Origin of the sequence: Gordonia desulfuricans NBRC 100010 (genome assembly GCF_001485495.1) — a bacterium.
GTDB classification, from domain to species: Bacteria; Actinomycetota; Actinomycetes; order Mycobacteriales; family Mycobacteriaceae; genus Gordonia; species Gordonia desulfuricans.
Genome location: NZ_BCNF01000120.1, coordinates 1 through 12,332, shown reverse-complemented (window position 1 = coordinate 12,332; position 12,332 = coordinate 1). Strand labels below are relative to the sequence as shown.

The 12,332-nt window shown below is 65.0% G+C and carries 13 protein-coding genes; 10 read left to right on the top strand and 3 right to left on the bottom strand.

Annotation, left to right across the window (positions count from 1 at the left end):
* Positions 1 to 32: 32 nt before the first annotated feature.
* Positions 33 to 929: an alpha/beta fold hydrolase gene (locus GD1_RS18570; RefSeq protein WP_059039093.1), complete on the bottom strand. Its 897-nt coding sequence runs from the start codon at positions 927 to 929 to the stop codon at positions 33 to 35.
* Positions 930 to 942: 13 nt separating this feature from the next.
* Positions 943 to 1,875, bottom strand: a complete 933-nt coding sequence (locus GD1_RS18565) for a DODA-type extradiol aromatic ring-opening family dioxygenase (RefSeq protein ID WP_059039092.1) — start codon at positions 1,873 to 1,875, stop codon at positions 943 to 945.
* Here GD1_RS18565 and GD1_RS18560 point away from each other — a divergent pair.
* The 7 genes from GD1_RS18560 to GD1_RS18530 all read left to right on the top strand — a co-directional run bounded on the left by GD1_RS18560 (position 1,874) and on the right by GD1_RS18530 (position 9,166).
* The gene (locus GD1_RS18560; protein ID WP_083534402.1) at positions 1,874 to 3,025 is read left to right on the top strand and encodes an LLM class flavin-dependent oxidoreductase; all 1,152 of its coding nucleotides are present in this window, start codon (positions 1,874 to 1,876) and stop codon (positions 3,023 to 3,025) included. The two genes, GD1_RS18565 and GD1_RS18560, sit on opposite strands and share 2 nt — an antisense overlap.
* Entirely contained in the window at positions 3,022 to 3,777 is a 756-nt protein-coding gene (locus GD1_RS18555; protein ID WP_059039090.1) for an SDR family NAD(P)-dependent oxidoreductase, read from the top strand. Before GD1_RS18560 ends, GD1_RS18555 begins: the two co-directional genes overlap by 4 nt.
* Before the next feature lie 34 nt (positions 3,778 to 3,811).
* Positions 3,812 to 4,876 (top strand): asparaginase, encoded by a 1,065-nt coding sequence (locus GD1_RS18550; RefSeq protein ID WP_059039089.1) that lies wholly within the window; start codon positions 3,812 to 3,814, stop codon positions 4,874 to 4,876.
* A gap of 64 nt (positions 4,877 to 4,940) precedes the next feature.
* Positions 4,941 to 6,185 (top strand): Rieske 2Fe-2S domain-containing protein, encoded by a 1,245-nt coding sequence (locus GD1_RS18545; RefSeq protein WP_059039088.1) that lies wholly within the window; start codon positions 4,941 to 4,943, stop codon positions 6,183 to 6,185.
* A 243-nt stretch (positions 6,186 to 6,428) separates the two neighbouring features.
* Positions 6,429 to 6,821, top strand: coding sequence for an Imm1 family immunity protein (locus tag GD1_RS18540; RefSeq protein ID WP_059039087.1), 393 nt, complete (start codon positions 6,429 to 6,431; stop codon positions 6,819 to 6,821).
* A 52-nt stretch (positions 6,822 to 6,873) separates the two neighbouring features.
* The gene (locus tag GD1_RS18535) at positions 6,874 to 7,860 is read left to right on the top strand and encodes a PDR/VanB family oxidoreductase (protein ID WP_244882888.1); all 987 of its coding nucleotides are present in this window, start codon (positions 6,874 to 6,876) and stop codon (positions 7,858 to 7,860) included.
* Complete coding sequence (locus GD1_RS18530) at positions 7,853 to 9,166, top strand: zinc-binding metallopeptidase family protein (RefSeq protein ID WP_059039086.1); 1,314 nt, start codon at positions 7,853 to 7,855, stop codon at positions 9,164 to 9,166. The genes GD1_RS18535 and GD1_RS18530 overlap by 8 nt, the downstream gene beginning before the upstream one ends.
* A gap of 223 nt (positions 9,167 to 9,389) precedes the next feature.
* Here the strand turns inward: GD1_RS18530 and GD1_RS18525 are convergent, their stop codons facing one another.
* Complete coding sequence (locus tag GD1_RS18525; protein ID WP_083534393.1) at positions 9,390 to 10,022, bottom strand: TetR/AcrR family transcriptional regulator; 633 nt, start codon at positions 10,020 to 10,022, stop codon at positions 9,390 to 9,392.
* Between the two features lie 260 nt (positions 10,023 to 10,282).
* On the opposite strand from GD1_RS18525, the gene GD1_RS18520 reads away from it, so the two are divergent.
* The 3 genes from GD1_RS18520 to GD1_RS18515 are packed head-to-tail and all read left to right on the top strand — an operon-like array spanning position 10,283 to position 11,822.
* The gene (locus tag GD1_RS18520) at positions 10,283 to 10,921 is read left to right on the top strand and encodes a TetR/AcrR family transcriptional regulator (RefSeq protein ID WP_059039084.1); all 639 of its coding nucleotides are present in this window, start codon (positions 10,283 to 10,285) and stop codon (positions 10,919 to 10,921) included.
* On the top strand, positions 10,914 to 11,144 hold the full coding sequence (locus tag GD1_RS24810; protein ID WP_157079550.1) for a hypothetical protein: 231 nt from the start codon (positions 10,914 to 10,916) through the stop codon (positions 11,142 to 11,144). The genes GD1_RS18520 and GD1_RS24810 overlap by 8 nt, the downstream gene beginning before the upstream one ends.
* A 57-nt stretch (positions 11,145 to 11,201) precedes the next feature.
* Positions 11,202 to 11,822 carry a hypothetical protein gene (locus tag GD1_RS18515; RefSeq protein WP_059039083.1) on the top strand — a complete coding sequence of 207 codons (621 nt, stop codon included), beginning with the start codon at positions 11,202 to 11,204 and terminating at the stop codon, positions 11,820 to 11,822.
* Positions 11,823 to 12,332: the final 510 nt, after the last annotated feature.

The following is a 12,332-nucleotide window of genomic DNA, read 5'->3' as shown; positions in this document are numbered from 1 at the left end:
CTCCAATCATTGTTGCTGACGCGTCGTTCGTGTCAGTGGGTCGGTGTGGGCTGGGGCTGGCGAACGGGGTCGGTCGAGGCGGTCAGGTCGAGAAAGGTGGACACGATCGCGTGGAATTCCCGAGGACGCTCTTCCTGTGGATGATGCGAGACGCGTTCCATCACGTGCAGGCTTGCCCGAGGAACCATTCGGGCGAGCATCAGCGGATAGTCGGGGGTGAGAAAGCCGTCGTGCAAACCCCAGAGGAAGAGAGTGGGAGCCTGGATCTGCCCAAGTGCTGGGGTGAGGTCCTGCCAGTCTCCCCGGGCCGAATCCGACATGGCGGCCAGTTGTCGCTCGGCGTCGTCGAGGCTTTGCTCGTAACGGAGAGTGACGGTGTCGTCCGGTATGGCGTCGGGGTCGAACCACTCGAGTTGGGCAAGGAGGTCCCGCATCTTCTTTTTGGTGGGACCTTCGCCGCCGTAATAGCGATCGCGTGCGATTCGTCCGCGACGCCCTCCGTCCAGTAGCGGGCCCAGCGGGCCGTAGGGCACGGGTTGGCTGCCGGTCACGACCAGCGCCCGAACGCGGGCCGGGTACTTCGCAGCCAGGTTCAGTGCGATGGACCCGCCCCAGGAATTACAGACGAAATCGGATTCCTCGATGCCCAGGGTCTCCAGCAGGGCAACGGTCTTGGCCGCATGGTGGTCCCACATCGGGCCTTCGATAGGGGATTTTTCGGAGCGTCCGTACTGGTGGATGTCGACCAACAAGCATCGGCGGGTCTCAGCGAACAGTCCGGCCACCGCCCCGAAGTCGGTCCAGGCCGAACACCCGGGCCCGCCGCCGTGAAGGAATACGGTGACTGGGCCACGGCCGACATCGTGGTAGTGGTACCGAATCCCATCGCCGTCGGCGTATCGACTGGGCGGCGGTTGGCTCAGAGGCATTCCCGTGCTCCTCTCATGAAGGGTCGATCACGGCCACACCCATGCCGGTCAGCCACTCGGGCATAGGTGAATAGGCCACGCGACGCCCTGGCGCAAAGCCGAGGCACGCGGCCATGGTCAGCCAGGTGCGCAATTCCTGCCCGCCGTTGCCGGCGGCCGATTCGATGTCCGCGCTGCTGTAGCCGGCGTAGTTCTCCAGGCGACCCGCCTCGAGGTCGGCGAGGAATGCGTCGTCGAACTCAGGGAAGATCGTTGGCTTTGCCGCCGTGATGATCTCGCGTCGCCGATCGTTGTAGCGTTCCCATTCGCCGCGGCCGTTGAGCCAGGAATCCACCAGGAACTCTTCGTCCGCGCTCTTGGGGGCGCGCCAGTCAGGCCAGGGCAGTTGGTGCGATAGCCCGCCCGACGCAATGACCACGACTCGCTTTCCGTCGTTGTGCTCTCGCAGCGTCGCAGCAATGTTGCGACCGATCTGAACACAGCGATCCACGCGGGGAAGCGGTGCGGCGAACACGTTGACCACCAGCGGCACAACGGGAATAGCTATGTCGCGCAGTAGGTACTGCATGGCGTGCGTCTGGCCGTGGTCGATCTGGAGCCGCGCCGATAGCGCCACCTCGGTGCCACGATCGATGAGGCCTTCGGCGAGTGTCTGGGCGAACGCAGGATCGACGCGTTGCGGCCCCTGGGGAGTGTTCGCCTCGCCCGCCCCGATCACTTCTCCGACCCCGAGCGTGAAGGCCGGGATCATGTCGAGCCAGAATCCCCGGAAGTGGTTGGAGCCGACGATGATCGCGATGTCGGGGCGTGCTGCGGCGATGGCATCGCGCGCCTCCTTCAGTCCGTCTCTGAAGTGTTCGGCTCGTTCTTTGTGGACGACCTGATCCCAGTGGGTGTTCATCAGGGTGCTGTGCGAAGCACCGACGCCAAGCACGATCTCGCTCATGACAACTCCATCCTCGTTCCTGTTGTGCAACGTACCGTACTATGTATTATCAGGTGCAGCCAGAGGCCGCCGGGCGTCAGTCGCGACGGAACAAGGCATGTCATTGCACGCACGATGTGGAGGGCCCATGCCAGAGAACAGACCGTTGATCGGAATCCGGGTTCCACCCTGCGCGCCAGTCTCTGTCCTGGCCGAGACGGCGTCACGGGCGGAGGCGGCAGGATTCGACGAGGTGTGGTTCCCGGACAGTCAGTTCATCTGGCGCGATGTGTGGGTGACCATGGCGGCAGCCGCTGCGGCCACCTCCCGTATCCGGCTCGGCGTGGCCGTGACCAACTTCGAGACGCGCCATCCGTCTGTCACGGCGTCAGCGGTAAGGACGTTGCAGGAGATGGCGCCGAATCGGGTGATCGTCGGGCTCGGGACGGGGAGTAGCTCCCTCAAACACATCGGCGTCCGACCGACCAGGCAGGCCCGGATGCGCGAGGGATTCGAGGAGCTGCGCGCGCTGCTGTCGGGGAAACCGAGGGACACCGACGGAGAGGGCGGGCAACTGCGCGACGCGATCGGTGTGCCGCCGCTCTACATGGCGGCCAGCGGGCCCAAGAACCTGGAGTTCGCCGGGGGAGTCGCCGACGGCGTGATGATCCTGTCGGGCATCTCTGAAGACCTGCTCCGCACGAGCATCGAGCGAGTGCACCGGGGCGCCGAGCGTGCGGGCCGGAACCCCGCGGATGTGCGCATCAACATTGCCGCATTCGGGCACGTGACCGAGGATGTGCGTCGCGATTGCGCCATCGTCAAGCCGCTCGCGGCCGACCTGGTTCTCCGCGGCGCCGGAGAAGCCCTGGCAGATGAGGGAATCGCCATCAAGGGTCGGCCGCGTGAGGCTGATCCGCGGGTCTATCCCGATTACCGGCACGCCGAGAATTGGGATGCGGCAGCGGAAGTGGCGGGCGAGGTCATCGATGACGACGCCGCAGTTCGGTTCGCGCAACGTTTCTGCCTCATGGGTGACGGCGCCGAGATCCGTAGTCGGATCGAGGAGATCGCCGCAATGGGAGTACACGAGGTCTATGTGCAAGGTGTCGGCAGCTACTCGCTGCCGACGGACCTCATCGACGGATTCGGTAAGGAAGTATTGGGATGAATCAGACCAGAACAGCTGTCATCACCGGCGGCACGAGCGGTATCGGTCGAGCGGTCGCCGAGTCACTGGCGGCATCCGGCGTGCAGGTGGTCGTGGCCTCCCGCGACGCCGAACGCTGCGAGAAGACGGCGATGTCGTTGCGCAACAACGGTGGCAACGCCATCGGGGTCCCGACCGACGTGGCGGATCCGAGCGCCGTGCGACGACTCATGGAGACGGCGAACACCGAGTTCGGCTCGGTGGACATTCTGGTCGCCGCGGCCGGCGCCCTGGTGAAGGGGCCCCTCGAGTCGATCACCCAGGACGTTCTCGAACATGCCTTCCAGGTGAACGTCTTCGGCGCGATTCACGCGGCCCGCGAGGTGGTGCCCGCCATGCGCGAACGTGGACACGGCCGCATCGTGGTCATCTCGTCGGTGTTGGGCAGTGTGGGCATCACACACCGGAGTGTGTATGCCGCGACGAAGGGTGCTCTGGCGCAGTTCGCCCGGAGCCTCGCCGGCGAGCTGGCCGGTACAGGAGTCACCGTCAACACGGTCGCGCCGGGACCGATCGCGAAGGACCAGCCCGGTGCCGCACCCGACCCGGCGATCGACCCGGCCCCGTCGCTGATGATCGATCACGAGACACTCGTGGGTCGGTGGGGTGAACCCGACGATGTCGCACGAGTCGTCCAGCTGCTCGTGGACGACCCCACCGGATTCGTCACCGGAGCGTTCTGGCCCGTCGACGGTGGCTACACCGCTCACTGATGGAGTGCCGAATCCCACTGGGAAGAAACATGATATGAGCATCATCGAGGCATCTGTCGCCGGCGCGGGCGCACTAGGCCATGACCGCGATGGTCTGCGCCGGTGCGTGGTCGTCGGAACCGGCGGCACCATCGGGACCCGTGGCAGCGATCCGCTGGATCGCAACGAATACATGTACGGCGGAACGTCGGTGGATACCACCTCCACGCTCGACAACCTACCCGACTTTCCCGGGCGGCCCGAGCTCGAGGCCATCGCCATCACCGACAAGCCGAGCCACGATCTCGATGCGGGTGACCAGCTGGGTCTGGCGCGCGTGGTGGAACAGTTGCGGGCGCGTCGGGACGTCGATGCCGTCGTGGTCCAGCACGGCACCAATACCGTAGAGGAGACTGCCTTCACGCTGGATCTTCTGCTCCCGCACGGGAAGCCGGTGGTGTTGGTCGGGAGTATGCGGCCCTCCGGTGTCGTCGGGACCGACGCGGACTCGAACCTGATCGATGCCATCCGCCTCGCGATGAGCCCTGCAGCGGCGAATCGCGGTGTCCTGGTGAGCCTCGGCGGACGTGTCTTCGCAGCCCGGGATGTCACCAAGATCGATTCCCGTTCGCTTGCCGGGTTCGGGGCGCCGGTTCTCGGACCGATCGGTCTGGTGGAACCCGACGGCGAGGTGTTCCTGTCCGGCGCCGCGCCACCGGATGTGGCGATGCTCGGGCGGATCGGCGATGCGACCGAACTGCCGCGAGTCGACATCGTCGTCAGCCACTGTACTGCCGATGGCACGCTCATAGAGGCGGCCTGCGCGGCCGGTGCCCGCGGTGTGGTCTGCGCGGGGACCGGGGCGGGGTTTCCGACCGCGCGGCAGGTGGCGGCGCTGCGGGCTGCGGCGGCGAACGGCGTGCTGGTCTGCCGATCGAGCCGGATCGCGTCCGCGTACGTGACGCCACCGTCGCGCACCAGCACAGACCCCGACCCCGACTTCCTGTGGTCGGCACACCTCAACGCCTATCAGGCCCGTATCGCCCTGTCGATCGCCCTTGCGGCGGGTTCGACTGCGGATGCGCGACGGACAGCGCAGGAGTTGTTTGCGCGCTTTTGATTTCGGCGGTCGCCGCCATCAGCTCTCATTGCACATGTAAGAGAATTACGAAAGGAGGGGACAGGTGGGATCCAATCAGACCGAGGCTCCGACTCGGCAACGAACATCACCCAACCCCGGCTCACGTTCCGAAAAGCCAGCGCAGCAGCGCCGCTCGAAGGGACAGGACTGGACGGCCTGGCCGATCTATGACGCTTCCTACACCGGCTTGCGTGGCTACTGGTATCCACTGGAGCTGTCGCACAAGGTCACCGACAAGCCGCAGCAGTATTCGCTCTGTGGAGAGAAGCTGCTCCTGATCCGAGATCAGGGCGTGGTCCGCGGACTGGCCGATCGGTGTCCCCACCGCGGCGTGCCGCTGTCCCAGGGCGATCAGCAGTTCCCGGGCACCGTCACCTGCGCCTACCACGGGTGGACCTTCGACCTCGAGAGCGGCAAGCTCAACGCTGTTCTCACCGACGGCCCGGATTCACCGATCTGTGGCCGGATCACCCAGAAGACGCATCCAGTGGAGGAGCGCCACGGGATCGTCTGGGTGTACATGGGTGACGGCGAGGAGCCGCATCCGCTTGACGATCAGCTCCCGGAGGAATGGCGCGACGGCTCGTTCGTCCTGGGTATGAGGTTCCAGGACCGGGTGGGTGACTGGCGCTTCGCCGTAGAGAACGGCTTCGACGAGGGGCACGCAAAGTACTTGCACCGCACCGCTCTGTGGCGGCTGTTCCGCACGATGCCGACCTGGAACATCACCGAGATCCAGCAGCGTGGGCGCTGGCTCTACCGGGTGCAGAAGGAGGTCCACTTCAAGGACGAACACCCAGGTGTCGGCACATGGACCAACTACCGCTGGTGGAAGAAGAAGCCCCCGGAGAAGGTCTTCAACATCGGCAACGTCGGCGACCTCGGGAAGGCGATCAACCCCGTCATCGACAAACAGGCATTTCCCGGCTTCACGTCAGTGGCGATGCCGGGATTCCTCCGGGTCGTCTACCCGGACTTCATCCATTACGAGACATGGGTTCCCACCGCGCCGGGCGAGCATCGGTACGTCGGCATCATGATCCAGTTCCGCAAGGGAATCAAGACGCTCCCCTTCTACGCCAAGTATCTGGGTGCGATCCGGTGGCTGTTCCATGGCCAGTTCACCGGTCAGGACGAATGGATGGTCGGCGAGACCGACGCACCACCTGAGCGGCTGTACCGTCCTGACTCTTCGCTGACCAGTTGGCGGCGATTGGTCGAGGACACAACCAAGGTGCACGAGGCAGAGCGTGCCGAGAAGCCGAGGCGGCAGATCTATGACCAGTAAAGCACGAGTAGTAGGTCGTCCCGTGGTGGTCGGGACAGCGGTGACAGGCGCGCTGTTGCTGTTGCGCAGCCTTCGACGCAGGTCGAACACCCGGATCGTCCGCGTGGTCGTGCCCGAAGGACGCAGCGGGCAGTAGTAGACGAATGATCGTGCACTGCACGATAGTCAGCAGTTCAACTGGTGTGAGGAAGAGGTACAGGCATGGGCTCGTGGGCTCTTCGGTGGCGTGTTCCAGAACAACCCGTGGAACACGCCACCGTGCACGATCCCGGTGGGATCGAACGCCTGCTGGTACACCTGGGGCTCTCGTCGGCGGTGACGGGAACGCCGCTCCAGGTGGACATGATGCAAGTGCCTCTCCGGTCGCACGAACCCCTGTTGGTGCAGTTTGTCATCGGTGATCGCGCCCGCGGTTCGATGCTGTGGCACACCGATGGGCAGGCGTTCTCCGCCGTGGAAGTCGGCTGTGGATTCTCGGCGGCATTCCTTGGGTTCTTCTCGCTCGTCGGTGGTGACGCCGTCGAGCCCGAACAAGCGCGGCTGCGACCGGAGACACTCCGGCGGCTCGTGGTCGAGATGGTGCGGACCGGTGTTCGACCGAGTTGTGTCGAATGGCACGAAGCGCCCATGGACTGAGCGCCGTACGCGCTGCCATCGACGCAGGACGCGAGCATCTGGCGAAGCGTGAGTGTTCGCTACCCACAATCTTTCTGAGGAGTATGAGATGACCGAGGTCGATGAACCTCACAACACGCAATCCGTGACGGTGCTCGACCTCGAAGTCGTGCAGCTCCGTCAGGAGTCCGATCGCGTTCTGTCGGTTGTGCTGGCCGATCCCGAACGACGGCTGCTACCCGCATGGGAGCCCGGCGCGCACATCGACGTGTGGCTGCCGAGCGGCGTGCGGCAGTACTCACTGTGCGGCGACCCCGCCAACCGGCAGGAGTACCGCATCGCGGTGCTCAACGAGCAGGAGTCGCGTGGAGGTTCCCGCTACGTCCACAGCACGCTCCGGCCAGGCGACATGGTCGAGATCTCGGGGCCGCGCAACCACTTCGAGCTCGAGAGTGCATCCGAGTACATCTTCGTCGCCGGCGGCATCGGCATCACACCACTACTCCCGATGATGCAAGCTGCCGGGGACAACTGGCACCTGCTCTACGGCGGACAGACACGCCGATCGATGGCTTTCGCCGACGAACTCGACGACAACCCCCGCGTGCAGATCCGGCCGCAGGACGAGTACGGATTGCTCGACCTAGCCGCGGCGCTGGGAACCCCGCGCCCCGGCGTGGGTGTGTACTGTTGTGGCCCAGCACCTTTGATCGCGGCCATCGAAGCGTTCTGCGCTGACTGGCCCGCCGGCACTCTCCATGTCGAGCACTTCTCGGCCGCCGAGGTCGACACCAGCAACGACGTGGCCTTCGAGGTGACGGCGCAGCGAAGCGGCGTGTCGGTCACCGTCCAGCCAGACGAGACGGTGCTTGACGCGCTCGAGACCGTTGGCGTGAGCTTGCCGTACGCCTGCCGTGACGGCGTCTGCGGAAGCTGTGCGACCCGTGTGCTGTCGGGGACGCCGGAGCACCGCGACATGCTCACCGACCCAGACGACACAGTCATCATGATGCCGTGTATCTCCCGTGCGTCCAGCAACGAGCTGGTGCTCGATGTCTAGCGGGCTGAGTGCCCAGCAGAAGGAATGGGTCGCGGCTGCGCGAGCCCGACTGGACCGTCGCAGGATCACCGACCTGGTGGTCGGGATGGTCGACATCCCCAGTCCGACAGGCGAAGAGTGCGAACTGGCTCAGTGGCTGGCCGGTACGATGTCCAATGCCGGGCTGAATGGGATGTACCAGCCCATCGACGACCGCCAGGGCAATGCCATCGGCAGGCTGAAGGGCGACGGCACCGGCGACGATGTCATGCTGTACGCGCCCATCGACACCTTCACCGTCGGGACCGAAGAAGAAGACGTCCCGTGGATCGGCGACGAACTCCGGCCGGATATGAGGCCGCAGGCCGGCGTCTACGGCGATTTCGTCGTCGGGTTGGGCGCCAGCAACCCTAAGGGGCACGGCGCTGCGATCATCGCAGCCGCGGAAGCCCTTTCAGCCGCGGAGATCCCACTGGCGGGCGACGTGCTCGTCGGTCTCGGTGCCGGGGGCATGCCCACCAACGGACGTCTGACCGACGGGCTGACCCGCCGCAACGCAGGCCAGGGGGTCGGATGTTCGTTCATGCTCGAGCAGGGGACCTGGGCCGACCACGCGATCATCGCCAAGCCGGGATGGGCGGTTGCCTGGGAGGAAGTCGGACTGTGCTGGTTCGAGGTCCGTGTCCGCGGGACGTTTTCGTACGTGGGCTCGAGACACCGCATGGCATACCGCAATCCGATCGCCCATGCCGCCGTGGTCGTCGCAGAACTCGAGCGTTGGTTCCCGGAGTACGCCGAGACTCACACCGACGGACTCGTTGCGCCCCAGGGGATCGTGGCCTCGATCGAAGGGGGCTGGCCGCGTCTGGCCGCCGCGACGTCTGCGCTGTGTCGGTTCACGGTGGATCTGCGTACCAGTCCGCGGTCGACGCCCGCGCAAGTGCGCCGCGAGTTCGGCGAGGCGATCGCCAGAATTCAAGCGGCGCATCCGGAGATCGTCCTCGACTGGGACATGGTGCTTTCGATCCCAGGAACTGCCACGCCGCAGGACGACCCGGTGGTGAAGGCGACGGTCGCGGCATGGGAAGACGTCGCAGAGCGCACGCACACGCCTATCGTGGCCAATTCCGGAGCGACAGACGCCAACATCTTGCGCAATCGTGGACTCTCGACAGCGCGAGTCGGTATGGACCGAATCGGGCCTGGTGCACCCCTGCCACTCGATTTCGCGTCAGGACAGAATGTCGTCGATGTCAGAGACGCAGAACGTCTGGCGGGCTTGCTGATACATGCCGTCGTCGATCTGGCAGGTGCGCCGAGCCGATAGCGCGTGGCCTATCAAGTCCCTGGCTGCGAGGGAAGGCCGCTCGTTCGTCTGGTTCAGTGCTGTCGTGGAAGGGCCGATCGCAGAGGCCATGCGTGCGGTCGGCTCTTTCCATTGTGATCGAAGGTCCTAAGGTGCGATGCGATTGCGCCACACAGGCATCCATCGCCTCGTGTCGTGAGGCATGACTTCGTGGTACCAACCCATGCCGCGACGAGGAGGTCATTCAACTGTGCTCAATGTAATGAGTTTCGATCTCACGGCTGACGGCGTCCACCAGCGCTGCTATCCCGAACTCGAAGGTGGCGTCACCGGGTATGTCCACGATGTCGCCGGCCAGCTCTACGACCGTCGGAAATCGGGCGAGCGGACGACCTGCGTAGTAGTGCTCACGCTGTCGCCGCATCTCTGCCGAGTCTGAGCCGTCATCAGTGTCCGAGTAGCCCCACGGCCGCGCGAGGTGATAACTCGAGAACCCGATGGCGAAAACCATGACGAATCCATAGCAACGCGCGGCAAGAGGCCCAGGAATGCCTGCGTCGACAAGCCGGCGCAGTGGGAGCTCCAACGATCCATGAATCGCGTCTTCGTTGTCGTTCAATCGAGCGGCCAGAAGCCTCCCGACGCTGGGGTGTTCGCGCATCACATCGAGGATGGAGTGCGCCACCAGCCGGATCGCGGTGGCAGGGTCGTCGGCTCCCGCAGGGATCGTCATCTCGCCGAGCACCTTGGCCGCCATGCCATCGAGGATCGCGTCCTTGGTCGGGAAATAGGTGTACAGGCTCATCACGCCGACACCGAGTTCGGCTGCGAGGCTCCGCATCGTGAACTTGTTGGGGTCGCCCTCGGCGTCAGCCATACTGAGAGCCGTCTGCACAATCTGATCGCGTGTCAGGGCCGCTCCGGCGTCGCGACTACGCTTCCTTCGGTCTCCGGCAGCCACTGAATCTCCCTCGGTCACCTGCGTGCGATTGGCGCCGTTCAGCGTACGGCACAGCGTTCGGAGGCGCGAACAACGAACCCGACGGCTGCGCGCCGATGCCTCGGCCGCGATCCTGCCATGCTCGCTGACGCCTCATAGGAGACACCTACTAGCACAGGTGTGCTAGCGTCGTGTTTATGGCACAGGTGAACCATCAGGAGAGGCGTCGCGAAATCGTTGAGGCGGTGTGGCGGCTGCTGGAGGAAGGCGGTGTCGAGGCAGCGTCGGTACGAGGCGTGATCGCCGAAACCGGGCTCTCGTCAGGGTCGATCCGGTTCTTCTTCTCCACCCAGGCCGGGTTGCATGAGTTCGCGATGTCCAGCCTCGCCGAGCGCGTCCAGGAGCGTATCCGGCGTGCGACCGAGGAGCCCGACCTGGGACAGCGAGCGGTCGCGATGGTGAGCGAGCTGATGCCGCTGCGTGATGACACCAACCGAGAACTGGGCATCTGGATGGCGTTCGTCGCCAAGGCCCGCCATGACCCAGGCCTGGCTCGAATCGTGGCCGAGCAGGCCACCGCGATCCGGGAGTTCCTGACCACCGTCATCGGCGACCTGGTGACGGTGGGGCTCAGGCCACCCGCGACCGACATCGAGTCCGAGGCGATCCACCTCAACGCCGTCATCGACGGCCTCACCTTCGAACTGCTGACCGCGCCGGGCCTGATCAGCCGCGATCAGGCCACCGCCGCCCTGCGACGCGCACTGCTGCCCGACCAGGAGCAGCCCGAGGTCGCCGAGCAGCCCGACAACGACAAGGAGCGCCACCATGGCTGATCCCCAACGCCCCACCTCTAGCCCGCCGGCGACGTCACAGAAGTGGGCGCCGTGGTGGATCTATCTGATCGTGCTGCTCGGTGCCAACTATCTGCGCGCCTACACCCTGCCGGGCGACTCGCTAACACTGCCGGCGACCGTCGCGATCGCCGTCGGTCAAGCAGCCGTACTGTTCGTGATCGTCACTGCGATCTGGCGCTTCATGCGGCGCGGCCACGAGTGAACGGCCACGCACTATGACTCATGCACGAGCCCCACGATCTGCATCGGGAGCGTCGTTGTGATCGCGGCGATCATCGTCGCCGAGATCGCGTTCTGGGTGCTGCTGCTCGCCGGACTCGCGCTGCGCTACGTCGCCCGCGCACGGCGTCTGAGCACCCTCGTGCTCGCCGCAGTGCCGGTGGTCGATCTAGCTCTGCTGGTCCTCGTCGCGGTCGACGTGACGCGCGGTGCCCCACCGACACGCCCGCACGCGTTCGCGGCCCTGTATCTGGGCATCACTGTGGCCTTCGGTCATCACATCATCCAGCGCACCGACGCATGGTTCCGATACCGCTTCGCGGGCGGACCGAAACCGCTCAAGGCACCCAAGGGCTCGACCGCGGAGGTCCACGCGATCTGGCGTGAATGGTTCCGCGTCGTGCTGGCCGCAGCTCTCGGCGCGAGCTGTCTGCTCATCATGATCGCCCTGGAAGGATGGCATACCCCCGCCAGTGTCGATGACGCCGCCACCCATCCTTACTGGGCCACTCTGCTGCTCTTGCCGATCATCACCGCGGTCTGGTTCCTCGCTGGACCCGCCTTCGCCGGACGCGGCGACCCCACCCGCGATCGACAGTCCGCAAAGTCCACGGGCCGAGCAGCCATGACCCTTCACGACTCACGAACTGAGGACGAGTAGCCATGAGCGACCTCAAGAGATTCGTGGAGCAGCGCGCGTCGCGCCGGCTTTGAGTCGGGCGTGAATTGGGACACCCTCTCTCCCGGGCACGTCGACATCGACATAACCGTGCACGAGGACGAACTCCCCAATGAGTGGGGCTCATCCCCTGAGTTCAAGATATGCATATCAACTGCGGCGACCGTGAGTGAGATCCCGGCCTTAACCAGGGACAGGAAGACACTTAGAGACCGTAGGAGAGCGCGGCCCAGTGTCGCCACGCTGATCGTCGCCCACCGTTGCTAACTGCGCCGACGGCAATCGAAGGTTCGGCATCGACACCTGTAGGTTGTCGTGTCGGCACATGCAAGGTATTTGCATTTCGTACGAATTGAAGAACACACGACGCAGCGTGTGGGGCAGCACACATCGACAACGACTTAAGGGGTCAGCGTGGTGGTGAAATGGCTGCACGAACTTACTGAGTCTTTTACGAGAGTCCCTGGCAGGAACGATGCACGTTCTGCCGAA